This window comes from Burkholderia anthina (assembly GCF_001547525.1).
GTDB lineage: Bacteria > Pseudomonadota > Gammaproteobacteria > Burkholderiales > Burkholderiaceae > Burkholderia > Burkholderia semiarida.
The window spans coordinates 2,959,587-2,983,244 of the sequence record NZ_CM003768.1; the positions used below are offsets into that span (position 1 = coordinate 2,959,587).

Genomic DNA, 23,658 nt, shown 5'->3' on the forward strand with positions numbered 1-23,658 from the left:
ACCTCAACGGCGGTCGTGATCGGCGCGGCCGAGGATCAGGCTGCAGTTCGTGCCGCCGAAGCCGAACGAATTGGAGAGGACGGCGCGCACGCGCGTGTCGCGGCTCGCGAGCACGTAATCGGCGACGAGCGCCGGGTCGGGCTGCGTCGTGTTGACGCCGGCCGGCACGAATTGCTCGCGCAGCGCGAGCGCGGCGACGATCGCTTCCAGCGCGCCGGCCGCGCCGAGCGTGTGGCCGGTCGCGCCCTTCGTCGAGCTGCACGGCGTGCGCGCGAACAATGCGCCGACCGCGCGGCTTTCCGCTGCGTCGTTGCTTGGCGTCGCGGTGCCGTGCAGGTTCACGTAGTCGATATCGTGCGCGCCGAGGCCGGCGGACGCGAGCGCCTGTTCGATCGCGGCGCGCGCGCCGAGCCCTTCCGGATGCGGCGACGACATATGGTGCGCGTCGCTCGATTCGCCGATGCCGAGCAGCAGGATCGCGTCGCCGTCGAGCGCGGCAGGCGCGGCCGGGGCGCGTTCGACGAGCGCGAACGCGGCGGCCTCGCCGATCGAGATGCCGTCGCGCGCGACGTCGAACGGCCGGCACGGCTGGCGCGACAGCAGTTCCAGCGAATTGAAACCGTACAGCGTGGTCAGGCACAGCGAATCGACGCCGCCGACGACGGCCGCGTCGATCAGCCCGGCCTCGATCATGCGGCGCGCGGAGCCGAACACCTTCGCGCCAGACGAGCACGCGGACGAGATCGCCATCGCCGGCCCGCGCAGCGCGAAATACGCGCGTACGAACGCGGCCGGCGAATACGGGTTGTGCGTGTGCGCATAGCGGAAGTCGGCCGGCAACGCGCCGCTCGTCGGGTCGCGGCGCCGGTACGCGCGTTCGGTTTCGAGGATGCCGGCCGTGCTCGTGCCGACGAACACGCCCACGCGTGCGGCGCCGTAGCGCGCGACCGCCGCCGCGACGCGCGCATCGAAGCCGTCCTGCGTCAGGCCGAGTTGCGCGAGGCGGTTGTTGCGGCACTCGAAGTCGGCGAGATCGGCGCGTACGGGCCGCGCATCGACGCCGTCCACCGCGCCGATCCACGTGTCGAGATCCGCACGCTCGAAGTTGCACGGCACGAGCCCGCCGCGGGCGTGGCGCAGCGCATCGAGGGTCGCGTCGAGGCCGCGGCCGATGCAGCTGGTGGCGGTGAAGTGCGAGAGCAGGAGAGGGTTCACGAGAGTCGCATCCGATGGCCGGAACGGGCGCTGCAGCAGGGCCCGCACGCGCGCCGTTCGAGGTCAGATCTTATCAAACGGGGGTGCCGGAACGCCCGGCTGGCCGGGCGGTTCGGGCGCGAGCGCCGCGCGCAAGGTGGTCCAGTGCAGTTGCGCGTTGGCGGCTGCGCGCAGCACCGCGGGCAGCACGTCGAGCACGACCGGTTCGCCGCGCGCATCGCGCGCTGCGTGACCGTCGTGCACGAGCAGGATGTCGCGCGCATCGAGCCCGTGCAGCAGGCGGCGCGTGACGGTCGCGGCGTCGCGCGCACGCGTGTCGAAGCCGCGCCGCGTCCAGCTCGCGAGTTGCAGGCCGAATTCGCACAGCACGGGTTCGAGAAACGGATTGCGCAGGCCGGCCGGCGCGCGGAAGAACAGCGGGCGCGTGCCGGCGATGTCGGTCAGCGTCTGCTGCGCGGCGGCGATTTCGCGCCGCAGCGCAGCCGGCCCCGATAGCGAGAAGGTATGGCGGTGCCGCTGGCTGTGGTTCTCCACCGCATGGCCGCGCGCGACGATCGCCTCGATCCACCGCGGATGACGGCGTGCGAGATCGCCGATGCAGAAGAACGTCGCGCGCGCGTCGTAACGGTCGAGCAGGTCGAGCACGCGCGGCGTGACGTCCGGGTCGGGGCCGTCGTCGATCGTCAGCGCGATGCGGCGGCCCGCGCCGGCCGGCAGGCGCGTCCAGTTCGGGCCGAGCAGCGTGCTGCGCGGCCACAGGCCGGCCGCGGTCAGCGCGAGATGCGACGCGACCACGCCGCCGACGGCCCACGGCCACGCGGCTGGTTGCGCGATCATGGCGGCGGCCGCGCCCGCGTGCAGCGCGGCGGCGCCCGCGATCAGCGGCGTCGGCTTCCAGCGGCGCGCGTCGCCGGTATCGCGCGGGGGGATGAAAGGCGGCACGTTCATGCGCGGCCTCCTTGCTGGTGATTGCCGACCACCGCCGCGGCGCGCGGCGCGAGAATCGCCGCGAACGCGAGCGCGAGCATCGCGCCGGGGCCGACGGTCAGCCCGAAGGTTTCGAGCAGCGGCACGCGCGACAGCGCGAGCAGCCCGAAGCCGGCGACCGTCGCGAGGTTCGCGATCAGCAGCGACACCAGCGTGTACGGCGTGACGGGCTGCGCGTCGCCGCGCCGGCAGAAGAACAGCGCGTAGTTCGAGCCGACCGCGACGATCAGCAGCATCCCGACGAGGTGCAGGATCGTCAGTTGCACGCCGGCGAGCGCGAAACCGGCCGTCACGACCAGCACGGCCGCAACGAGCGGGGCGAGGGCGCGCGCGGCGAGCCGGGGCGAGCGCAGCGCGATCAGCAGCAGCACGGCGATCACGGCGAATCCCGCGAGCGACAGCCGGATGTCTTCCTGCACGTAGCTCACGTACAGCCGATCGGCTTCGGCCTTCATGTCGACGAACAGCGCATCGGGCACGCCCGCGCGCGCGACGGCGGCGCGAATCCGCGCGGCGTCGACGCTCGACGCCGGCTGCGCGGTGCGCGCGGCGTCCGGCGCACGCAGCGGCAGCATCGCGCTCCAGCGGCCGTCGCGTTCGGTCAGCAGCGCGTCGACGGCGAGCGCCATCGACGTGCCGCGCAGGTCCGCGCGCGTCAACGGCGGCGCGCGACGCGCGGCGTCGACGTCGGCGACGAACGGCGCGAACAGGTCGGGTTTCACCGCGATCGGCTGGTTCGCGACGGCAACGCGCATCCGTTCGGCGAGTACGTTCGCCTCCGGCAGGCTCGCCTGGCGTGCGCGCTGCGCGGCGTCGCTCGGCAGGTAGCGTGCAGGGTTGTCGAAACCGCCGAGCGTGCCGCGGTCGACGAGCGGCTGCAATTGCGCGGCCACTTTTTCCGCGCGTTCGAGTGCGGCCTGTTCGGTCGGCGCGGCAATCACGACGAGGTAGCGCACGTTGGGCGCGCCGACGTCGGCGCGCAGCCGTGCGTCGAGCGCCTGCGCCTGTGCCGGCACGGGGCTGAGCGCCGCGAGCTCGCGGCTCCACAGGCCGTCGCGATGCAGCGCGAGCGTCGCGCACGCGGCAACCACGAGTACCGCGAGCGGCCAGCGCAGCCGCGGCGCGGCGTCGGCCGCGCGCGCGAGCACGGCGCCGACGCGCGATACGTCGCGAATCGCGACATGCTCGCTGCGCAGGTGCGGCAGCACGAAGCGCGTGACGAGCGCGGCGGCCGTCAGCCCGACGATCGAATAGAGCCCGAGTTGCACGAGGCCCGGGAATCCGGAGAACAGCATCGACGCGAACCCGCACACCGAAGTCAGCACGCCGAGCCGGATCGTCGGCCAGTACGCGGCGACCCACGCGCGCGTCGCGTCGGCCGGGTGCGCGGCGCCGCGCGTGCCGACCGATGCCGATTGCACGAACAGGTAGATCGAATAGTCGACGGCTTCTCCGATCAGCGTCGTGCCGAACCCGAGCGTCAGCCCGTGGACCGTGCCGAACGCGACGCTGACCGCCGCGATTCCGGCCGCGACGCCCGTCAGCACCGGCAGCAAGCCGAGCGCGAGCGTGCGCGGTGAACGGTAGAGCGTGAGCAGCAGCGCGACGATCAGCACGACGCTCGCCGTCGACAGCCGCTCGACGTCGTGCCGGATCGTGTCGCGCATGTCGACCGAGAACACGCCGGGGCCCGTCATCGCGAGCGTCGCCGCGTTCGCGTTCGGCACGGCCCGCGTCGCGGCCGCAAACGCGCGGCGCACGGCGTCGATCGCGCGGGCCTGCGCGTCGGTATCGGAGCCGGCGGCGGCCGTCTGCACGACCAGCACCGCGCGCGTGCCGTCGCGCGACGCCCACACGCCGTCGCGGCTCGCGGGCTCGGCCGCGCCGTCGAGGCCGTCGACGAGCGCGGCGACTTCGCCGGTCGGATCGCGCGGCAGCATCGCCTTCGCGACGAGGCCGGCCGACGAACTCAGCAGGTCGAGGCTGTCGCCGAGCGCCTGGTGCAGGCCGTCGGCGCTGAAGCGCTGCGGCGTGACGGCCGGGCTCAGCAGATAGCGGTGATCGAAGATGAACTGCCGGTCGCGCGCGTCGTTCGCGGCTTCGCCGTTGTGAACGGCCGCGAACCGCGGATCGGCGCGCAGCGTGCCGGCGACGCGCCGCGACAGCGCGGCGCGCGTGGCCGCATCGCCGCCGTCGATCGCGACGAGGATCAGGCGCGACACGATGCCGTCGCGCAACTGGTCGACGAGCACGCGCTGCCCGGCGCTCGGCGCGTTCGGCAGGAACGCGGACAGGTCGGCCGTGAAGTGCGCGCGCCCGATCGCGACGCCGCACGCGACGAGCGCGAGCAGCCATACGAGCACCGCGCGCTGCCGCCATGCGGGCACGCGGCGGGCGACGGGGGAGGAGCGCATGCGATCGTCCATCAGTTCGCGTTCGCCGCGGCGGGTTGCAGGCGCATCACCGAACGGTCGCCGTCGGCCTGCCGGATCGTGACGCTGCGCAACGTGTCGCGCGTGCCGTCGAGCGTGATCGTGCTGACGACCTTCAGCATCCGCGAGTCGAGCGGCGTGAGCGTCATCGTCCAGCCGTCGCCGCGCCCGGACAGCGCGACCTTGTACACCCGTTCGAGCGCGAAGCGGTTGCCGGCAAGCGTCGCGCGGATGCTGTCGATGAACGCGCCGAGTTCCGGATAGCGCGCGAGCGCGAGCGTGTACTTGCGGTCGTTGCGCTCGACGGTGAGCATGTCGCCGTCGACGACGAGGTGTTCGGGCTTCGGGCTCAGCGTGTGCTTTTCCAGATGATCGGGCGCGACGAACACCAGTTCACCCGACGATTCGACCGGCTGCGTGGCGATCGACAGGTGCTTCGTCTCGGTGAAGGTCGCGCGGCCCGACTTGTGCTGCGCGAGCGTCGACATCAGCCGGTCGAGGGTCCAGGCCGAACCGGCATCGGCCGCGTACGCAGGCACGGCCAGCGCGATCGCGGCGGCGCTGGCGGCGAGCACGCGCGCGGTGCGCGCGGCCATGGGCAACCAGAACGGGAACAGGCAGCGGCGAGCGGCGGTCATGCGTCGGAATCCCTCGTGGCGGGCAGGTCGGCGCCGGCGCGCACCGCGTCGCGGCGCGCGGGCGCGGCGTCGCCGCCTTGCCAGAAATCGAAATAGTTGAACCAGTTGTACGGCGCCGTGCGGCAGTACCTGTCGAGCAGCGCGACGTAGCGCGCGAGCGCCGCGTCGACCGCCGCCGCGCGCGTGTCGCGCCGCACGTCGGAGAAATCGGCAAGGGTCTCGAAGTGCACGTCGTAGCGGTTGCCGTCGCGATACAGGCCCGTCATGAAGATCACCGGGCGCTTCAGCATCGCGGCCATGTAAAGCGGGCCGACCGGGAACGCGGCCGGCGCGCCGAGCAGCGGCAGGCGCCGCAGCGACGCGGCCGCGTCGTCGAGCAGCGTGCGGTCGGCGAGCATGCCGACCATGCAATTCGCGTCGAGGCGCTCGCGCACCTTCAGCATCGAGTCGACCTGCCCGAGCGGAATCACTTCCGGCTGCGCGGCCGGGTTCACCGCCGCGAGCGTCGCGTTGATCTTGCGCGCGTTCTGCTCGTACATCGTGACGACCACGCGCAGGTCCGGGCGCGTGCGGCCGATCGCGCGCACGACCTCGAAGCTGCCGAGGTGCGCGCCCATCAGGAACGCGCCGCGTCCGCCCGCGAGCGCAGCGTCGACGAGCGTTTCGCCGTGCAGCCGGATGTCGAACAGGTCGAAGCGCCCGTTCATCAGGTACACGCGATCGTGGATCGTCGCCGCGAACGTGAACACGTGCCGGTACACGTCGCGCCAGCGCACGGGGCGGTCGAGCACGCGGCGCAGGTAGTCGCGCGACGCCGCGCACGCGGCCGGCGAGAACAGCACGAAATACGTCGCGATCAGGTGCAGCACGATGCGCGCGCGCTGTCGGCCGAAGCGCAGCGAGATCCACGTCATCGCGCGCAGCAAGCCCGCGTTGCTGCGCTCCTGACGCTCGGCCCACGCGGTGCGCTTCATGGCTGCGCGCCATCCCGCGCGGCCGGTGGCGCGGACAGCACGCCGGTCGCGACCTCGCGCGAACCGGCGCGCACCGTGAAGCGGATCGCGCCGCCGGCCGCGGCGTCGTACGCGAGATCGAGCGGTTCGCCGGGTGCGACCGGGCTCAGGAATTTCGCGGCGCCGAGCCGCCACGCGTGCAGCGGACGGTTCAGCGCCGCGCCGATCGCATGGATCGCGTGATCGAGCAGCACGACGCCCGGCACGACCGGATGGCCGGGAAAGTGGCCGGGCAGCGCGGGATGGTCGGCGGCAATCGTGAACGCGAGCGAGGGCGACGGCGACGGCGTGCCGGCCGGGTCGCCCTCGGCCGGCGGAACGACCGTCGTGGCCGTCGCGGTGGCGGCGCGCGCATGACGCGCGACGAGTGCGGCCAGCACGTCGCGCGGCAGCTTGCCCGTTTCGTTGCGGGGCAGCGCATCGACGAACACGAGCGGGCGCGGCATGAACGCGGGGTCGATTCGCTCGCGCAGCGCGCGTTGCAGATCGGCGGCCGCGAGCGTCGGCGCGACGACCAGCGCGACGAGCCGCGTGACCGGTTCGAGCGCCGTGTCGCCACGCGCGGGCGCGGTTTCGTCGGGCATGAAGAACACGCCGTCGACCACTCGGGGGATCGCGTTGAGCTGATGATTCAGGTACGCGAGCGACGTGCGCTTGCCGGCGATGTTGACGAGGTCGGCCTTGCGGCCGTGCAGCAGGAACCGGCCGTCGCCGAGCAGCTCGAGCGCATCGCCCATCGGCACGGGCGTCTCGACGTGCCCGCCCGATACCCAGACCGTCGGCCCGCTGTCGTCGCCGGCCGGCTCGTCGCGTGCGTCGCGCGCGTCGAGCCGGATGCCCGGGAACGGGTCCCACGCCGCGCCTTGCGACGTGCGACGGGTCGCGATCTGGCCGGTCTCGGTGCTGCCGTAGATCTCGACGAGCGGCGCGTCGAGCGCGGCCTCGGCTTCGCACGCGAGCTTTTCGGACAGCGGCGCGGTGGCCGACAGCACCAGCGCCGCGCGCGGCAGCGCATGACCGGCCGCCAGCAGCGCACGCAGGTGGATCGGCGACGTGACGAGCACGCGCGGCTGCGGGATCGCGTCGAGCTCATCGCGAATGTCGCCCGGGTAGAACGGCTGGCGGTTGCTGAACGCGAGGCCGCCGATCAACGCGAGCAGCACCGTCGACTCGAAGCCGTACATGTGCTGCGCGGGCACCGTGCCGATCAGCGTGGCCGCGCGGCCGTCGAGCAGCCCCAGGCGCTCGGCCGCCGCGCGTACGCAGCCGACCAGGAAGCCCCAGGTCTTGCGGTGCGGCACCGGCGCGCCGGTCGATCCGGACGTGAACACGTAGGCCATGATCCGCGCCGCGTCGATCTGCGGCACGGCGAACGGCGCATCGCCCGCGCGTTCGCCGGGCGCGGCGTCGGGATACGCGAAGCGCGGCAGGTCGATCGCGCAGTCGGGCGCATCGTGCAGGCAGAACGCGTCGGGCGCGAACGACGCGAGCTGGCGGACCATTTCCGGCGTGTGCGTCGACGGCAGCAGGCTGATCTTGCCGGCGACGAGCGCCGCGCACAGGCTGACCGCGAAGCGATAGCGATCGCGGCACACGTTGAACACGTGGCCGCCGGCGGGCAGCGCGGCGGCCACGCGCGCGACGTCGGCGACGAAGGCGCGCACGGCGACGGGCGAGCCGTCGCGCCAGGCGATCGTCTGGTCGGGCGAGGCATGGAATACCAGCGGGTGAGTCGGCATAAATCGGTCATGACGGGAACGAAGGCCGGCGCGGCCGCGGGGCCACGCCGGTCATGAATTCATCGCGAGGCCTGCGACGCGTGGGTCGACGCGCGATACGCGCGCACCGCGTCGATCATCCGCGGCCGTGGCTCGTGCGGCAGCGCGAAACGCCGGCATGCATGCTCGGCGGCGAACATCACGGCGACGAGCGGCAGCGACAGATAGTTCGCGAACGTCGACCACGTGACGATCGGCGCGGTCGCGAACAACAGCGTCGACACGGCGGCGGTCGCGACGAAGAACAGCGTCCACGCGAGCGTGATCCTCCGCGTGTAGCGCGCGACGGCCGGCGTGACGGCGCCGTGGATCATCGCCGCGAAGCGCGTGCACAGCGGCACCTGGCCGGCCACGAGCGTGCGGCCGAACAGCAGCGCCATCGCGACGTTGAAGCTCGCGTGTTCCAGATACAGGCCCCATTCGAAGTGCCGCGCGAGCGGCGCGCGCGCGGCCCACAGCGCGGCGGCGGCCAGCAGCCATGCCGGCACGAGCCATGCGCGCCGCGGCGAGCGCAGCGCCGCGCCCAGCGCGAGCAGCAGCGGCGGCACGAGCGCCATCGCGAGGCCGAAGCCGTGCGCGCCGGGTGTCGCGCTCGCGTAGTGCGCGCCCACCTGGTAGGCGGCCACGGCACCGGCCGCCGCAATGCCGCGCACGACGGGCAGCAGGCGGCTCATCGGCGGCCTCCGCGCGCGCCGCGTGTGCACCGGCCGGCGGCCGGATGGCGGCGGCGGACGGGCGGGCGAACCGGAACGGGGCACAAGAGCGGACGCGGCATGACTGGAGACATCGGGTGGATCGTCGGCGGACGCGCGGTCGGGCCGTCAAACATCATATGAATGGCGGCTCGGACGCGGGTCCGGGCCGGTGGTCGGGCACGCTCATTTTAGGGCCGCGGCAGCGCCGGTTCGGGGCGGCCGCGACCGGCTTTTGTAACCGATTGTATGGCGCGGGACGAATGGTTTCGCGGGGTCGGTGCATTTCCATCCAACGCGGCTCAAGCGTCTCGTGCATTCGTGACCGAAACGGGCCGCGGCGGCGGCTCGCCAGTCTTGTAACCATTCGCGGTATACGCCCCGATACCCTTCGTCTAGAATCCGCGTAACTTTTACAAACGATCCCCAAACGACGCAGGCGGGGAAGCCGGCAGAGGCCGGAGGGACGGAGATTCGCACGCGCCGGGCGTGCACGACGGTTGCCGTTTCCGGGCGCCTCCCGCTGCCATGGGCCGCCTGCACGCACGCATGATGAACGCACTGGAACAAGAGCTCGCCACGCTGATCATCGGCGAACTGAATCTCGAAGACGTCTCGCTCGATACAGTGACGGCCGACACGCCGCTGTATGGCGAAGGTTTCGGGCTCGACTCCATCGACATTCTGGAAATCGCGCTGCTGATTTCGAAGCAATACGGCTTCGAGCTGCGCTCGGACAATCCGGACAACCAAAAGATCTTTGCGACGCTCGGCGCGCTGGCGGCCTACGTCGCCGCGCATCGCACGAAGTGACGGTGTCGCGCAGCGGCGTAGCGCACGGACGTAGCGCAGCGCGGGCGCAACGATGAAGACGGCACGCGGCGGCGCTCGGCGGACGATGCGCGGCCGCGTCGATCGAGGTGAAAACGCGATGAACGGAGCCATTCGATGCGGGCGCTCGTGACGGGCGGCAGCGGCGCGCTCGGGCAGGCGATCTGCACGGCGCTCGCGCAGGCCGGCCATGAAGTGTGGGTGCATGCGAACCGCCATCTCGCGCACGCGCAGGCGGTCGCGCAGCAGATCGTCGCGGCCGGCGGCGCCGCGCACGCGATCGCGTTCGACGTGACCGACGCCGACGCGACGCTTGCCGCGCTGAAGCCGTTCATCGACGAGGCGCCGGTGCAGATCCTCGTCAATAACGCGGGCATCCACGACGACGCGCCGATGGCCGGCATGTCGCGCCAGCAGTGGCGCAGCGTGATCGACGTGACGCTCAACGGTTTTTTCAACGTCACGCAGCCGCTGCTGCTGCCGATGATCCGCACGCGGCACGGACGGATCGTCAACATCGCGTCGGTGGCCGGCGTGACCGGCAATCGCGGGCAGGCCAACTACGCGGCGGCGAAAGCGGGGCTGATCGGCGCGACGAAGTCGCTGTCGCTGGAGCTCGCGTCGCGCGGCATCACCGTGAACGCGGTGGCGCCCGGCATCATCGCGTCGCCGATGGCCGAACAGGCGTTTCCCGCCGAACGTATCAAGCAGCTCGTGCCCGCGCAGCGCGCGGGCCGGCCCGACGAAGTCGCGGCGATGGTCGCGTATCTGGTATCCGACGCCGCGGCTTATGTGACGGGGCAGGTGTTGTCCGTCAACGGCGGGCTCGCATGACGCGGCGCGCCGCATCGGCCTGACCGCATTGGCCTGACGTAATGCACCGCGGTGCAGGGCCGCGTCGTCGTGCGGCCTGCGCCCCTTAGTGAGGAAATCGAAGTGTCCGTGCAACCAGTCGACGCCGAACGGCGCCCCTGTTCGCTGCCCCACGCCGCCGCGCCGTCCGCGCACGGCGGCGACCGCGCGCTGCGGCTCGTCCAGATGAGCGATGCGCGGCTCGTCGCGCTGCTGCACGATGCGCGCGGCCGTGGCGACGCACTCGATCGCGTGTTTCCCGGCGCGCTGGGCGCGGTATGCATCGGCGCGGCGGGCACGCCGCACGAATCGCGCGCGCAGGCGCTGGCGCGGATGCTGACCGATGTTGCGCCCGGCCTGCCGGTCGCGCCGGTGCGGATGGCGCTGCTCGGCGCCGAAGTCGCGCCGGGCGATGCCGTCTGCGAACTCTGGCAATGCGACGCGCACGACCTGCGCAGCGAACGGCGCGGTGCGCTGCACTACCGCTACAGCGAAGCGGCGGGGCTCGTGTTCGGCAGCCTCGTCGTGCACGAGACGGACGCGGCGTACGACGCGCCGCGCGACGGCGGCACGCCGCTCGAACGCGCGACGTTCGATGCGTACCGCGCGCTGTTCCGCCTGCTCGATACGCTCGGCATGCCGCATCCGCTGCGGATCTGGAACACGGTGCCGGCGATCAATGCGGTGCAGTTCGGGATCGAGCGCTATCGTCAGTTCAATATCGGCCGTCAGCACGCGTTCGATGCGTGCCGGCGCGCATTGACCGGCGGCGTGCCGGCCGCATGCGCGCTTGGCTCGGTCGTGCCGGTCGCGGGCGATGCGCCGCCGGCCGCGCCGCTCGCGATTCATTTCCTCGCGAGCCGCACGCCGGCCGATGCCGTCGAGAATCCGCGCCAGGTCAGCGCGTATCACTATCCGGCGCAGTACGGCCCGCGTGCGCCGACGTTCGCACGCGCCGCCGCATGGGCCGATGGCGATGCGGCGCCGGTGCTGTTCGTATCGGGCACCGCGAGCATCGTCGGGCATCGCACCGTGCATCGCGGCGACGTCGTCGCGCAGACGCGCGAGACGGTCGCGAATCTCGCGGCGGTGCTCGAGCAGGCCGCGCGGCAGGGGCACGGCCCGTACTCGCTCGCCGACCTCGGCTATCGCGTCTACGTGCGCGACGCCAACGACACCGCGGCGCTGGCCGAGATCGACCGCGTGCTGCGCGATGCGGCGGGTTCTCACGTGCGGCCGCTGTTCGTGCATGCGCACGTGTGTCGCGACGACCTGCTGGTCGAGATCGAGGCCAGCGCCGGTCATGCGATGGAGTGGCTGCCATGAAGCGCGAGAGCCTCGCGATCCGGTCACCGGCCCGGCCTGCAACCGAGGTCGACGACGCGTGCGAGCGTTCGTCGGCAAGTCATGCACTTTTGTCCGGATCCCCGTCTTCGTCATCGGCTGTTCCCATGTCCAGGCTGCACGCGTCGTCCACCCATCTCGTCCTGATTCCGAGCTACAACCCGGGCGCCAAGGTCGATACGACCGTGCGCAATGCGCGCGCGCAGTGGAACCCGGTGTGGGTCGTCGTCGACGGCAGCACCGACGGCAGCGCCGAACGGCTGCAGGCGATGGCCGAGCGCGATCCCGGCTTGCGCGTGATCGTGCTGCCGGAGAATCGCGGCAAGGGCGCCGCGGTGCTCGCGGGCCTCGACGCGGCGGCCGCGAGCGGCTTCACGCACGTGCTGACGATGGATTCCGACGGCCAGCATCCGGCCGACCTGATTCCCGCTTTCATGGCGGCATCGCAGGCCGCGCCCGACGCGATGGTGCTCGGCGTGCCGAAGTTCGACGCGAGCGCGCCGCGGTTGCGCGTGCAGGGGCGCCGGCTGTCGAACGCGTGGGCCGACCTCGAGACGCTTTGGGCCGGCATCGGCGATTCGCTGTACGGCTTTCGCGTGTATCCGGTCGCGCCGCTGGCGGCGATCATGCGGCGCCAGCCGTGGATGCGCGGCTTCGACTTCGATCCCGAAGCGGCCGTGCGGCTGTGCTGGGCCGGCGTGCGTCCGATCCGCATCGACGCGCCGGTGCGCTATTTCGGCCGGCACGAAGGCGGCGTGTCGCACTTTCACTACGGTCGCGACAACGCGCTGCTTGCGTGGATGCACTTGCGTCTTTTCACCGGCTTTGCAGTGCGCCTGCCGATGCTGGTCGCCCGCCGCCTGACGCGCCGCCGCCGCCAGACCGCCTGAGCGACACCGTTTCCCGCTTCCGTTCCGGCCGTCGCCCGAGCGCGACGATTGCGGCGCTTTTTGTCGTCAATTCGGCCATGTTTTGACACTTATTTTCAATCTGCCGAGTAATCGACATGTCATGTGATGTAAACATCTGGTAATTTTCCGCCGGATTATGCAAAATCGCCGCTCCCAAATACAACTATCGAGGGATTCCGGGATGCAACTCAAGAAAGCGGTGGCGGCGTGTGGCGTGGCGTTTCTGTTGAGCGCGTGCGGCGGGGTACAGAACCTTGACGCGAACAGCCTGACGTCGGCGGGGACCAACCTCTACAAGGCGGCGACGCTGTCGGACAGCGACATCGCCGCGCTGTCGAACGAGTCGTGCAAAGCGAGCGACGCCGAATCGAAGATCGCGCCGCCGAACAGCGCGTACGCGAAGCGCCTGACGAAGGTGATGAAGGGCTTCGGCGACATGACGCTGAACGGCCAGAAGATCAACTACAAGGTCTATCTGACCAAGGACGTCAACGCGTGGGCGATGGGCAACGGCTGCGTGCGCGTGTACAGCGGCCTGATGGACATGATGAACGACGACGAGCTGCGCGGCGTGATCGGCCATGAAATGGGCCACGTCGCACTCGGCCACTCGAAGAAGGCGATGCAGACGGCGTATGCGGTGAGCGCGGCGCGTACCGCGGCCGGCGCGGCTTCGCCGGGCGTGGCGGCGCTGACGAGCTCGCAGCTCGGCGACATCACCGAGAAGTTCATCAACGCGCAGTTCTCGCAGTCGCAGGAAAGCGCGGCCGACGACTACTCGTTCGACCTGATGAAGCAGAAGAACATGAGCCAGAAGGGCCTCGTCACCGCGTTCCAGAAGCTCGCGAAGCTCGACGGCGGCCAGAGCTCGATGATGAGCTCGCACCCGTCTTCGTCGAGCCGTGCGCAGCACATCGAGGATCGCATCGCGAAAGGTAGCTGATTCCGCAGCCGATCGCGCGGCGGATTGCCGGCCGTCCACGCCGGCGATCGGCAAGCGACATGAAAAACCCCACGCTCGTTGTTCGGGCGTGGGGTTTTGTTTTTTCGGCGTGCCTGCCGCCGCTTATGCGCTTGAAACCATGCACGCGAACGGCGACGCGGCCGTCGCAGCCGCGACCGACGCGAAGCTGCACGAGGCGATCGCGCTCGCGTCGCGCAACACGATGTGCGTGCATCGACATACGGGCGTGGCGCGCATGCTGCGCGAGCACGTCGGATCGACATGGCCGGGATGACGATGGAGGACGAGCAGGCACCCGGGTTGCTGTCATTGCGGCACCCGGTCGTGTGCGGGGCGATTCGCACGCGCCGGCTCCAAGAGGCGCGCACCCGCGATGCAGACCATATCGACTACGTACGCAGCCATCTCGAACCGAGCGATGTACCGCGAGATGGGTTGGAGCAACGGCGCGGCATGCTCGGTCCGCCCAATTGACCGGTTCGTCGGGCGCCCACTAGAATCGATCGGGACCGCCTGTCAGCCGCGCGCCGCGGCAATGACGTGCCCATTGATCCGACTGTCGAGGAAGCTTCCGTGCTCACGTCCTTGATCCGGCGCGCACCGGCCGCGCTGCCGTGGCGCGCCGCATGCCGCCAGGCCCGCGCGCTGATCGTCTGTGCGCTGCTGCCGCTCGCCGCGTGCGCGACGCATCCGCCCGCCACTTCGCTCGATCGTCCCGTCTCCCACGCGTTGCCGGCCGCTACCGCGACGCCGTTGCGCGATGCGCTGGCCGCGCCGGAGGCCGCGCATCCGGGGCAGTCGGGCTTCCGGCTGCTGGCCGACGGCGCCACCGCGTTGCAGATGCGCATCGCGCTCGCGCGTGCGGCGACGAAGACGCTCGACATGCAGTACTACATCGCGACCGAGGATACGACCGGCAAGCTGCTGCTCGCCGCGGCGCTGTACGCGGCCGATCGCGGCGTGCGCGTGCGGATGCTGGTCGACGACCTGAACTTCGACGATATCGACCGCGTGATGGCCGCGCTGAATACGCATTCGAACATCGAGATCCGCGTGTTCAACCCGTTCGGCGCATCGCAGCGCGGCATGGTCGAGCGTACGGCCAACTTCTTCACGCGGATCGACAGCTTCACGCGGCGGATGCACAACAAGGCGATGATCGCGGACAACCAGCTCGCGATCGTCGGCGGCCGCAATCTCGGCGACGAATACTTCAGTGCGAGCCCGACGCTGCAGTTCCGCGATCTCGACGTGCTGGCGGCCGGCCCCGTGACGCACGACATCTCGACGAGCTTCGACGAGTACTGGGCGAGCGCGAGCAGCTATCCGCTGCGCGTGCTCAATCATCAGACCTTCGATCCGAAGGATCTCGACGCGATGCGCGACGAACTGCGCGAGCACTGGCGCAAGAATGCCGATCCGTACAACGCGAAGCCGCTGAACGCGACGCCGCTCGCCCGGCAGATCGCGCGCGACGAACTCGAACTCGTGTGGGCGCCGGCCGAATTCAAGGTCGATGCGCCGACCAAGGTCGCGCGGCCGACCGGCACGTACGTGAGCCCGCCGATGCAGCGCCTGGCCGAGCTCACGCGCGGCGCGCGCAAGGAATTCCTCGCGTTCTCGCCGTACTTCGTGCCGCACGACGCCGGCGTGAAGATCCTCGGCGAGACGGCCGCGCGCGGCGTGCGCGTCGCGATCGTCACCAATTCGCTCGCGGCGACCGACGCGGTCGCGGTGCAGGCCGGCTATGCGCCGTATCGCATGCCGTTGCTGCGGCGCGGCGTCGAGCTGTACGAATTCAAGTCGCAGCCGGATCAGCAGCCGGCGCGGCTGTTCGGCTCGCGCTCGCGTGCGAGCCTGCATGCGAAGGCATACGTGATCGACCGGCAGATTCTCGTGATCGGCTCGCTGAATCTCGACCCGCGTTCCGCGTACCTGAACACCGAGCTCGCGCTCGTGATCCACAGCCCGGTGCTCGCGCAGCAGGCCGCGGCGATTTTCGCGCGCGTGACGCAGCCGGACGAAAGCTATCGCGTCACGCTCGCGAAGGGGGCCGACGGCAGCCCGCCCGCGCTCGAATGGACGGGCACCGAGGGCGGCCGGACCACCACCTATCACGTCGACCCGCATGCGGGGCTGCTGCGCAACGTGATGACGGGCATCTTCACGCTGCTGCCGGTCGACGATCAGTTGTAAGGGCGGGAACGGCTCCGGCAAAACCCGCGATACCGGCGCGCGGGGAAAGATGATATGGTTGTGCGCGCAACGATATGTGAATCGTGAAGGGCGCCGGGCCGCTCGCGCAATGCGGGCCGGAACGGTGCCGAACGACGTGCCGCCGCCCGTGCGGGATCCGCACCCTGCGCGGCGCCGGCAGACGATGGACGACGCGCACCGCCACTCGCGCGGGGCCGCGCGCCCCGCGCAACCGGAGTTCCCCCATGCAACGTGTACCGAACCAGCCGTTCACGCGCCCCGCGCGCTTTTCCGAAGCCGAATGGCAGGCGCGGGTGCAGCTCGCGGCTGCCTACCGCATCTTCGACCACCTCGGCTGGACCGAGCTCATCTACAACCATATCTCGCTGCGCGTGCCGGGCGAGGACGGGCATTTCCTGATCAATCCGTTCGGGCTCCATTACCGCGAGGTGTGCGCATCGAACCTCGTGAAGATCGACATCGACGGCAACGTGATCGGTCATTCCGACTGGCCGATCAATCCGGCCGGATTCACGTTCCACAGTGCGATCCATGCGGCGCTGCCCGATGCGCACTGCGTGATGCACGTGCACACGACGCCGACGATGGCCGTGTGCTGTTCGCGCGACGGGCTGTCGTTCTCGAATTTCTATGCCGCGCAGTTGTACGGGAAGGTCGCGTATCACGACTTCGAAGGCATCACCGTGCATCTCGAGGAAGGCCGGCGCATTGTCGACAGCGCGCTCGGGCGGCCCGTGCTGCTGCTGCGCAACCACGGGCCCGTGACGATCGGCGCGACGCTCGCGCAGACGTTTTCGCTGATGTGGCTGCTCAACCGGGCGTGCGAGGTGCAGGTCGCGACGCATGCGATCGGCGATGCGCTGCCGATTGCGCCGCCCGTGCTCGAAGGGTGCGTGCGCGATTCGCTGAATTTCGATCCGAAGCATGGCGCGGGACAGGACGCGTTCGACGCGCTGCAGCGCATCGTCGACCGGATCGATCCGGGTTACCGCGCGTGACGCGGGCGGCGCGCCCGGCGAGTGCGCCCGACTAGAACCGGTAGCCGAGGCCGGCCTGGATCACGTCGGTGTCGCGGTCGTAGCGCGTGACCACGCGGTTCCACGTGACGCGCGTGAGCCAGCGCTCGGAGATCCGGTAACTGGCCGAGATCGACACGATGCCGGAGAGGCGGCCGTCGCCGGGGCCCGGCTGGCCTTCGCGGTTGCGCTGGTTGACGGTGAAATAGGCGCCGGCGCCGGCCGCCAGCGTGACCTTGTCGTTCAGGAACGCGCGCGTGAGCCACAGCTGGGAGGCGACGCCGTTGCGGCGGACCGCCTGCTTCGCGCCTTCGTACATCCACGTCGCGGTCCAGTCGATCGAACGCGTGAGGCCGCGCCGGTATTCGAGGCTGCCGCCGAGCGTCGACGGTGACGAGCGGCTGTTGAGAATCGTCTCGCCGAGCATCGCCGTGATTTCGTTGTGCGTGACCCGGCCCGCGCGCGGCAGCGCGGTGTCGCGCGGGCCCGGCGTGTCGGGCGCATCGAGCTGATAGCCGACGCCGAACATCACCGCCGTCGTGTCGGGCCCGCCGAACACCTGCGCGCGGTTGACCTGAAGCTGCGCGATCCAGCGGTGCGACGTGTAGTACGCGGCGCGCACGCTCATCAGCACGCCCCAGCCGTGCGTATTCGAGTAACCGCGGCCTTCGGCGGCCGGCACCGTGTCGAAGTAGCGATACGGGCCCGCGCCGGCCGACAGCACCAGCCGGCGGCGATCGAGCGGCATGCGGCCCCAGAACTGCACGGCCTGGCCATCGCGGTGGTGATTCGGGATGTGCCCTTCGTTGTACCACGTGAAGCCGAGCGCGGTATGCGGGCTCAAGCCTTCCTGGTAATCGAACGCCCACGAATACGTGCGTTGGCCGCCGCCCCACAGCGGGCCGGTGAACAGCGAGAATTCCTGCGCGTCGGCGGGCGCGCCGTAGAGGGCGGCAGCGGAGCAGAGTCCCGCCAGCAGCGGGCGGGCGCGAACGGGGCGGGTCGGGCGGGGTATCGGGAGACGGGCCGGCACGGTCAACTTTCCAGTCACGACAACACGCGATCATTTTCCTGCGCGGGAAAACACGTGTCGACCCGGCTTCGCGCAATAACGTATTACACGTATCGTGACAACATGCGGGGTACGCGGTCGGGTCCCGGCGCGCGTCGGCATGCGCTTCGATCGCGGCGATCGCGAGATGAAAAACGATTCGTGATGCTTCGTATTCCGGAAAAAGACGTTCGTGTGCGGCATGTCGCGTGCCGGTCGATACACGCAAAAAAAACGCGGCCGGGCGGCCGCGTGAATACTCGCAGACTCCTTCGGACGAAGGAAACAAGCAACTGTGAAACGAAGTGTAGCGAAAGGCCGTGTCGCGATTCAGGGGGCCTGCTGCAAAGGTCTCTTCCACGTTTCGGCAGGCTGCCCGGATCGACCGCAATCGACTACCATCGTATCTGCCGCCCCTGTCCGGGCGGCGTCCACGTCGTACAAGGAGAATCCATGCTCAAGCTGCGTTTGCTCCAGGTCGCGTTGTTCGCGGGCGTGCTGGCCGCCGGCGGCGCCGCTGCCGAAACGGTGCGCCTGTCCGCCAGTCTGCAGCCGTCGAGCGAAGTGCCGCCGACGGCGACCAAGGGCTCGGGCGCCGTCGCCGCCACCTACGACACGGCCACCCGCATGCTGCAGTGGACGGTCACCTACGAACACCTCACGGGGCCGGCCACGGCCGCGCATTTCCACGGGCCCGCGCCGGTCGGCCAGAACGCCGGCGTGCAGGTGCCGATTCCGAAGGACGAGCTGACGAGCCCGATCAAGGGTTCGAAGGAGCTCACCGACGCGCAGGTCACCGACCTGATGAGCGGCAAGTGGTACTTCAACATTCATACGAAGGAACACCCGTCCGGCGAGATCCGCGGCCAGGTGATGCCGGCGAACTGACCGCCGGCGTTTGTGGTAGAGGCACCTGTCGAGCGACGCCGGCACGTTCGCACGTACCATCGTCACATTGCGATGACGGAGTGCGTCCGATGAGTTGGCAAAGCAAGTTCGCCTGCTGGCTGCTGCGCTGGCAGTTTCGTCCCGAAACCACGCGCGAGGTGCTCGACCCCGCGCGTGCCCGGCGCTTTACCGACCTGCGGATGATCGTGCCGCGCCGCCCGCCGTCGGGCTACCGGCTGCGCCCGTGCTTCGGCGCCGGCGACGCGCCGCTGCGCGGCGAATGGCTCGAGCGCACCGACACCGCCACGGGCCGCGGGTCCGGCCGCACGCTGCTGTATTTCCACGGCGGCGGCTACTACTTCTGTTCGACGAAGACGCATCGGCCGCTGGTGTTCGGGCTGACGAAGCGCGCGGGTGTGCGCGCGTTCTCGCTCGACTATCGGCTCGCGCCCGAAAACCGCTTCCCGGCCGCGCTCGACGATGCGCTCGCCGCATACCGGCAATTGCTGGCGCTCGGCACGCCGCCCGAGTCGATCGTGCTCGGCGGCGATTCGGCGGGCGGCGGCCTCGCGCTCGCGACGCTCGTCGCGCTGCGCGATCGCGGCGAGCCGCTGCCGGCCGGCGCGATCCTGTTCTCGCCGTGGACGGATCTGGCCGGCACCGGCGACACGATGCGCAGCAACGACGGCCGCGACCCGATGTTCGCGGCCGCGGCGCTGCCGAAGGCCGCGAAGCTGTATCTCGGCGACACGCCGGCGACGCATCCGTACGCATCGCCGCTCCACGCCGATTTCACCGGCTTGCCGCCGCTGTACATCCAGGTCGGCAGCACCGAGGTGCTGCTCGACGATTCGCGCCGCGTCGCCGAGAAGGCGAAGGCGGCCGGCGTGGCGGTGGAGATCGAGGTGTGGCCCGACATGCCGCACGTGTGGCAGCTGTATGCGCCGATGGTGCCGGAGGCGCGCGACGCGCTCGACCGCGCGGCCGCGTTCCTGCGCCGCGTCGCGCTCGAGCGCGCGGCTCAGCGCGCGGGCGAGGCGTCGATTGCCTGATAGGCGGCCTGGACGGCCACCGGGCCGTACTTGCGTTCGAGCCGGCGCACGGTGAAGTGGCCGTGCGCCATCTGCTGGAAGTGGTCGATGAACAGCGTGTTGACGGTCGCGCCGAGCACGGCGCCGATCGCCGGGATCGACTTCGCGGCCATCTGCTCGGTCACCTGCACCGAGAAGCGCGAGGCCACCGTCTGCACGAGCTTGAACACGGCCGCCGAGCTGTGCGCGGCGATGCCTTTGGCCGTGATGTCCGACGACGCCTTCGAGATCGCCTGCGCGAGCGCGCCGCGCAGCACGAAATAGCCGAGATCGGCGTCCTCCTCGTGCTTGTCCGGGTGGCCGCCCATCCCGAGCACGGCGAGGCACTGCAGCTGCGTATCGACCGACGTCAGATCCTCCCCCTCGCTGCGCGCGATGTCGCACACCGAGCGGAAGATCAGCGTGGTCGTCACCGGCAGCTCGACCGGCAGCGCGAGAAAGCCGAATGCGCCGCCCGCCGCGCCGGTCGTCGCGACCGCGAGCTTGTGCAGCAGATTGCTGGGCTTCTCTGGCTCGGCGTCCGGCGCCTGCGGCTTGCCGAGCGTGCGCAGCGCGATGTTCAGGCACTTGCGCAGCGCGAGCTGCGTCGCATCGTTGATCTTGCCGGTCGCGAAGTCCGGCAGCCGCGCGATCATCTTCTCGACCGGCGCGCCGAGCACGCCCGTCAGCTTCATCGTCAGCGACGGGCTTTCCAGCACCTGCTTCGCGCGCCGCAGCGCGTCCCGGTCCTCCGGCGACAGCGTCGTCGCGGGGTTGATTGAAATCGGTTCCATCTTTCTCCTTGGCCTGAACGGGCCCTGAACCATCGCCAGCCTAGATTACTCCGGCATGCTAGAATTTTGAGATTATTTGACCCGGCAAAAGTTGCATCGACAAAAAATGGCCGTCCATACTGCCGCCCACCATTCGAGCGGGCAAGTCCTGCCGTTCCGCGAATCGCTGCTCGCGATGATCGGGATCTCGTTCGTCACCATGCTGGTCGCGCTGGACCAGACGGTCGTCGGCACCGCGCTGCCGACCATCGTCGCCGAACTGCGCGGCTTCGACCTGTACGCATGGGTCGCGACCTCGTACCTGCTCAGCTCCGTGATTACCGTGCCGATCTTCGGCCGGCTCGGCGATTACTATGGCCGCAAGCCGTTCGTGATCGCGTCGATCGTCGTGTTCACCGGCGCGTCGGTGCTCTGCGGGATGGCCAACGACATGCTGACCCTCGTGCTTGCGCGCGGGTTGCAGGGCATCGGCGGCGGGATGCTGGTCGGCACCGCGTTCGCATGCATTCCCGATCTGTTTCCCGATTCCGTCGTGCGGCTGCGCTGGCAGGTGCTGATGAGCTCCGCGTTCGGCATCGCGAATGCGGTCGGGCCGTCGCTGGGCGGGTTCCTGACCCAATCGTTCGGCTGGCGCTCGGTGTTCTACGTGAACCTGCCGATCGGCATCCTGTCGCTGTTCTTCGTGTGGCGCTACCTGCCGCACCTGCGCCACGTCGAGCACGATCGCAAGATGCGGCTCGACTGGCCGGGCGCGCTCCTGATCGCGCTGTCGCTCGGCGCGCTGCAACTGTTCGTCGAATGGCTGCCGAAGTACGGCGTCATGAGCTGGGCGTCGCTGCTGCTCGTCGTCGCGGTCGCGGCGGGCGCCGGCCTGTGGCACTGGGAGAAGCGCTGCGCGCAGCCGATCCTGCCGTTCGACATGTTCGCCAACCGCGCGCTGTCCGCGTTGTTCGTGCTCGCGATCCTCGCCGGTTTCTCGATGTTCTCGCTGCTGTTCTACGCGCCGCTGCTGTTCCAGGGCGGCTTCGGGATGTCGCCGAAGGAAGCGGGGCTCGTGATCACGCCGCTCGTCGTGTTCATCACGATCGGCAGCATCATGAACGGCCGCGTCATCACGCGCATCCGCAACCCGAACGCGATGCTGCACGTCGGCTTCGTGCTGTTCGCGGCCGCCTGCGCGGGCGTCGTCGTGGCGACCCACGCGACGCCGGCCTGGATGCTGATGGCGCTGATGGTCGCGGGCGGCATCGGGCTCGGCTTCGTGCTGCCGAACCTCACCGTGTTCGCGCAGCAGACGGCCGGCCGCGAGCATCTCGGCATCGCGACGGCGCTGCTGCAGTCGCTGCGCATGGTCGGCGGGATGCTCGGCACCGCGCTCACGGGCACGCTCGTCAACCAGATGTATTCGGGCGGCGTGCGCAATGCCCTGTCGGCCGATCACGCGATGCAGTGGCACGCGCGGCTCGCCGATCCGCAGATCCTGATCGATCGCGCGGCGCAGGGCGGTCTCGTCGCGGAGTTGACGCGTGCCGGGCATAATGGCGCGCTGCTGCTGGAAGCGGCCCGCGAATCGCTGGTCGGCGCGATCCACCTCGGTGTCGCGATGGCGGCCGTCGTCGCCGTGGTGTCGGTGTGGCAGTGCCGTCGCGTGCCGCCGATCGCGCTGCGGCGCAAGATCGAACCGCACGTCGCGGCCGATTGATCGATTGAACGAACAGAACTGAGCGCATGGAAGAACAGGACCGCGTCGCGATCTTGCAGCAATTCGGACGCACGTATCGTGCGTTCATGACCGCATTCGAAACGCACGTCGGGCAGCCGATGCCGCGCTGGCGCATCATGGTCGCGCTGCACACGATGGACGGGCATGCGTCGCAGAAGAAGCTCGTCGAGGTGCTGCGCATCGATCCGGGCGCGCTCACGCGCCAGTTGAAGTCGCTCGACGCGCTCGGCTGGATCGAGCGCGCGTCCGATGCACGCGACAACCGCGTGACCAACGTCACGCTGACCGCCGACGGCCGCGCCGCGTTCGAAGCGTGCCTGCCGCGCCGCAAGGCGTTCATCGACCAGACGATGGCGCAATTGCCGGACGACGTGCTGACCGCGCTGTCGGGCGCGCTGGCGATGCTGGAGTCGCGGATCGCGGACGTCGGCTCGACGCCGGCGCCGCACTGAAGGGCAGGCCGCGGCGGGGCGCCCCCCGTCGGCCGATCGTGTCCGGCGCGGCCGAGCGCACGTACGCACCCGCTGCCGGCCGGCGTTTCACTTCACATCATTTCGATTCATTCCCGCGTCGTTCACAGCTCGATGCGCGTGCCGAGCAGCGCGAGGAACTGCGCGAGCCAGGCCGGATGCGCAGGCCACGCGGGCGCGGTGACGAACGGCGCGTCGGTCACGGCCGCGTCGACCGGTATGTCCGCGTATTCGCCGCCCGCGAGCTTCACCTCCGGCGCACAGGCCGGGTACGCCGAAATGCGCTTGCCGCGGATCACGTCGGCGGCCGCGAGCAGTTGCGCCGCGTGGCAGATCGCCGCGATCGGCTTGCCGGCTTCGGCGAACGCGCGCACGAGCGAGATCACCTTCGGATCGAGTCGCAGATATTCGGGCGCACGGCCGCCCGCGATCGCGAGCGCGTCGTAGCGCGCCGCATCGACGTCGTCGAACGCCGCATTCAGCGTGAAGTTGTGGCCGGGCTTCTCGGTGTAGGTCTGGTCGCCCTCGAAATCGTGGATCGCGGTCTTGATCTTGTCGCCCGCGCGCTTGCCCGGGCAGACTGCGTCGACGTGATGGCCGACGGCCTGCAGCGCCTGGAACGGCACCATCGTTTCGTAGTCTTCGGCGAAATCGCCGGTCAGGAACAGGATCTTCTTGGCGGCCATGGCTTTCTCCAGTGAAGCAGCGTTGAAGGCCCGATCGCGCCGTGCATGACGGCCGCCACGGGCCCGAGGGCGAAAGCGCAGTGTAC

Annotated in this window: 21 protein-coding genes and 1 pseudogene; 12 read left to right on the forward strand and 10 right to left on the reverse strand. The window is 70.1% G+C overall.

All coding sequences use genetic code 11. From position 1 onward, the window contains the following. Positions 1-3: 3 nt before the first annotated feature. The 7 genes from WS64_RS13505 to WS64_RS13535 form a co-directional block, all read right to left on the reverse strand. The gene (locus WS64_RS13505; protein WP_060966969.1) at positions 4-1,215 is read right to left on the reverse strand and encodes a beta-ketoacyl-[acyl-carrier-protein] synthase family protein; all 1,212 of its coding nucleotides are present in this window, start codon (positions 1,213-1,215) and stop codon (positions 4-6) included. Positions 1,216-1,278: 63 nt separating this feature from the next. Then, positions 1,279-2,163, reverse strand: coding sequence for a polysaccharide deacetylase family protein (locus WS64_RS13510; protein WP_060966651.1), 885 nt, complete (start codon positions 2,161-2,163; stop codon positions 1,279-1,281). Further along, positions 2,160-4,628 carry an MMPL family transporter gene (locus WS64_RS13515; RefSeq protein WP_060966652.1) on the reverse strand — a complete coding sequence of 823 codons (2,469 nt, stop codon included), beginning with the start codon at positions 4,626-4,628 and terminating at the stop codon, positions 2,160-2,162. Before WS64_RS13515 ends, WS64_RS13510 begins: the two co-directional genes overlap by 4 nt. Next, positions 4,628-5,272, reverse strand: coding sequence for an outer membrane lipoprotein carrier protein LolA (locus WS64_RS13520; RefSeq protein ID WP_060966653.1), 645 nt, complete (start codon positions 5,270-5,272; stop codon positions 4,628-4,630). Before WS64_RS13520 ends, WS64_RS13515 begins: the two co-directional genes overlap by 1 nt. Continuing rightward, on the reverse strand, positions 5,269-6,246 hold the full coding sequence (locus WS64_RS13525) for an LpxL/LpxP family acyltransferase (RefSeq protein WP_060966654.1): 978 nt from the start codon (positions 6,244-6,246) through the stop codon (positions 5,269-5,271). The genes WS64_RS13520 and WS64_RS13525 overlap by 4 nt, the downstream gene beginning before the upstream one ends. Then, on the reverse strand, positions 6,243-8,024 hold the full coding sequence (locus WS64_RS13530; RefSeq protein WP_060966655.1) for an acyl-CoA synthetase family protein: 1,782 nt from the start codon (positions 8,022-8,024) through the stop codon (positions 6,243-6,245). The genes WS64_RS13525 and WS64_RS13530 overlap by 4 nt, the downstream gene beginning before the upstream one ends. Before the next feature lie 59 nt (positions 8,025-8,083). Further along, complete coding sequence (locus WS64_RS13535; protein ID WP_060966970.1) at positions 8,084-8,737, reverse strand: COG4648 family protein; 654 nt, start codon at positions 8,735-8,737, stop codon at positions 8,084-8,086. A 546-nt stretch (positions 8,738-9,283) separates the two neighbouring features. Between WS64_RS13535 and WS64_RS13540 the strand changes: the two genes are divergently transcribed. The 8 genes and pseudogenes from WS64_RS13540 (at position 9,284) to WS64_RS13580 (ending at position 16,872) form a co-directional block, all read left to right on the forward strand. After that, entirely contained in the window at positions 9,284-9,568 is a 285-nt protein-coding gene (locus WS64_RS13540) for a phosphopantetheine-binding protein (RefSeq protein WP_081066508.1), read from the forward strand. A 135-nt stretch (positions 9,569-9,703) separates the two neighbouring features. Then, positions 9,704-10,420, forward strand: coding sequence for a 3-oxoacyl-ACP reductase FabG (gene fabG, locus WS64_RS13545; RefSeq protein ID WP_060966656.1), 717 nt, complete (start codon positions 9,704-9,706; stop codon positions 10,418-10,420). A 51-nt stretch (positions 10,421-10,471) separates the two neighbouring features. Next, positions 10,472-11,764 carry a chorismate transformation FkbO/Hyg5 family protein gene (locus WS64_RS13550; RefSeq protein ID WP_060966657.1) on the forward strand — a complete coding sequence of 431 codons (1,293 nt, stop codon included), beginning with the start codon at positions 10,472-10,474 and terminating at the stop codon, positions 11,762-11,764. Between the two features lie 125 nt (positions 11,765-11,889). Further along, a complete protein-coding gene (locus WS64_RS13555; RefSeq protein ID WP_060966658.1) occupies positions 11,890-12,672 on the forward strand; it encodes a glycosyltransferase family 2 protein in 783 nt (260 codons plus the stop codon). A 202-nt stretch (positions 12,673-12,874) separates the two neighbouring features. After that, positions 12,875-13,636, forward strand: a complete 762-nt coding sequence (locus WS64_RS13560; protein WP_059637939.1) for a metalloprotease LoiP — start codon at positions 12,875-12,877, stop codon at positions 13,634-13,636. 130 nt (positions 13,637-13,766) lie between these two features. Beyond that, a pseudogene (locus tag WS64_RS35235) lies at positions 13,767-14,131 on the forward strand (hypothetical protein); the annotation flags it as partial. Positions 14,132-14,230: 99 nt separating this feature from the next. Beyond that, a complete protein-coding gene (locus WS64_RS13575) occupies positions 14,231-15,853 on the forward strand; it encodes a phospholipase D family protein (RefSeq protein ID WP_060966660.1) in 1,623 nt (540 codons plus the stop codon). Between the two features lie 245 nt (positions 15,854-16,098). After that, positions 16,099-16,872: a class II aldolase/adducin family protein gene (locus WS64_RS13580; protein WP_060966661.1), complete on the forward strand. Its 774-nt coding sequence runs from the start codon at positions 16,099-16,101 to the stop codon at positions 16,870-16,872. A 31-nt stretch (positions 16,873-16,903) separates the two neighbouring features. Here the strand turns inward: WS64_RS13580 and WS64_RS13585 are convergent, their stop codons facing one another. Then, positions 16,904-17,905: a hypothetical protein gene (locus WS64_RS13585; RefSeq protein ID WP_059637933.1), complete on the reverse strand. Its 1,002-nt coding sequence runs from the start codon at positions 17,903-17,905 to the stop codon at positions 16,904-16,906. A gap of 489 nt (positions 17,906-18,394) precedes the next feature. Between WS64_RS13585 and WS64_RS13590 the strand changes: the two genes are divergently transcribed. Both WS64_RS13590 and WS64_RS13595 read left to right on the forward strand, forming a co-directional pair. Further along, complete coding sequence (locus WS64_RS13590) at positions 18,395-18,829, forward strand: CHRD domain-containing protein (protein ID WP_060966662.1); 435 nt, start codon at positions 18,395-18,397, stop codon at positions 18,827-18,829. Between the two features lie 89 nt (positions 18,830-18,918). Continuing rightward, a complete protein-coding gene (locus WS64_RS13595) occupies positions 18,919-19,881 on the forward strand; it encodes an alpha/beta hydrolase (RefSeq protein ID WP_060966663.1) in 963 nt (320 codons plus the stop codon). On the opposite strand, the gene WS64_RS13600 is transcribed toward WS64_RS13595, so the two are convergent. Beyond that, positions 19,851-20,693, reverse strand: a complete 843-nt coding sequence (locus WS64_RS13600) for an EcsC family protein (protein WP_060966664.1) — start codon at positions 20,691-20,693, stop codon at positions 19,851-19,853. The two genes, WS64_RS13595 and WS64_RS13600, sit on opposite strands and share 31 nt — an antisense overlap. A 106-nt stretch (positions 20,694-20,799) precedes the next feature. Between WS64_RS13600 and WS64_RS13605 the strand changes: the two genes are divergently transcribed. Next, positions 20,800-22,395: an MDR family MFS transporter gene (locus WS64_RS13605; protein ID WP_059637927.1), complete on the forward strand. Its 1,596-nt coding sequence runs from the start codon at positions 20,800-20,802 to the stop codon at positions 22,393-22,395. Between the two features lie 26 nt (positions 22,396-22,421). Next, a complete protein-coding gene (locus WS64_RS13610; RefSeq protein WP_059580779.1) occupies positions 22,422-22,868 on the forward strand; it encodes a MarR family winged helix-turn-helix transcriptional regulator in 447 nt (148 codons plus the stop codon). 122 nt (positions 22,869-22,990) lie between these two features. On the opposite strand, the gene WS64_RS13615 is transcribed toward WS64_RS13610, so the two are convergent. Further along, on the reverse strand, positions 22,991-23,572 hold the full coding sequence (locus WS64_RS13615) for a DJ-1/PfpI family protein (protein WP_059580784.1): 582 nt from the start codon (positions 23,570-23,572) through the stop codon (positions 22,991-22,993). Positions 23,573-23,658: the final 86 nt, after the last annotated feature.

Excerpts from the sequence above, each read along its gene's own strand:
- WS64_RS13595 (WP_060966663.1), top strand. The coding sequence starts at position 18,919 with ATGAGTTGGCAAAGCAAGTTCGCCTGCTGGCTGCTGCGCTGGCAGTTT.
- WS64_RS13605 (WP_059637927.1), top strand. The coding sequence starts at position 20,800 with ATGGCCGTCCATACTGCCGCCCACCATTCGAGCGGGCAAGTCCTGCCG.
- WS64_RS13580 (WP_060966661.1), top strand. The coding sequence starts at position 16,099 with ATGCAACGTGTACCGAACCAGCCGTTCACGCGCCCCGCGCGCTTTTCC.
- WS64_RS13615 (WP_059580784.1), bottom strand. The coding sequence starts at position 23,572 with ATGGCCGCCAAGAAGATCCTGTTCCTGACCGGCGATTTCGCCGAAGAC.
- WS64_RS13610 (WP_059580779.1), top strand. The coding sequence starts at position 22,422 with ATGGAAGAACAGGACCGCGTCGCGATCTTGCAGCAATTCGGACGCACG.
- WS64_RS13515 (WP_060966652.1), bottom strand. The coding sequence starts at position 4,628 with ATGGACGATCGCATGCGCTCCTCCCCCGTCGCCCGCCGCGTGCCCGCA.
- fabG (WP_060966656.1), top strand. The coding sequence starts at position 9,704 with ATGCGGGCGCTCGTGACGGGCGGCAGCGGCGCGCTCGGGCAGGCGATC.
- WS64_RS13555 (WP_060966658.1), top strand. The coding sequence starts at position 11,890 with ATGTCCAGGCTGCACGCGTCGTCCACCCATCTCGTCCTGATTCCGAGC.
- WS64_RS13535 (WP_060966970.1), bottom strand. The coding sequence starts at position 8,737 with ATGAGCCGCCTGCTGCCCGTCGTGCGCGGCATTGCGGCGGCCGGTGCC.
- WS64_RS13560 (WP_059637939.1), top strand. The coding sequence starts at position 12,875 with ATGCAACTCAAGAAAGCGGTGGCGGCGTGTGGCGTGGCGTTTCTGTTG.
- WS64_RS13520 (WP_060966653.1), bottom strand. The coding sequence starts at position 5,272 with ATGACCGCCGCTCGCCGCTGCCTGTTCCCGTTCTGGTTGCCCATGGCC.
- WS64_RS13540 (WP_081066508.1), top strand. The coding sequence starts at position 9,284 with ATGGGCCGCCTGCACGCACGCATGATGAACGCACTGGAACAAGAGCTC.
- WS64_RS13510 (WP_060966651.1), bottom strand. The coding sequence starts at position 2,163 with ATGAACGTGCCGCCTTTCATCCCCCCGCGCGATACCGGCGACGCGCGC.
- WS64_RS13590 (WP_060966662.1), top strand. The coding sequence starts at position 18,395 with ATGCTCAAGCTGCGTTTGCTCCAGGTCGCGTTGTTCGCGGGCGTGCTG.
- WS64_RS13530 (WP_060966655.1), bottom strand. The coding sequence starts at position 8,024 with ATGCCGACTCACCCGCTGGTATTCCATGCCTCGCCCGACCAGACGATC.
- WS64_RS13525 (WP_060966654.1), bottom strand. The coding sequence starts at position 6,246 with ATGAAGCGCACCGCGTGGGCCGAGCGTCAGGAGCGCAGCAACGCGGGC.
- WS64_RS13600 (WP_060966664.1), bottom strand. The coding sequence starts at position 20,693 with ATGGAACCGATTTCAATCAACCCCGCGACGACGCTGTCGCCGGAGGAC.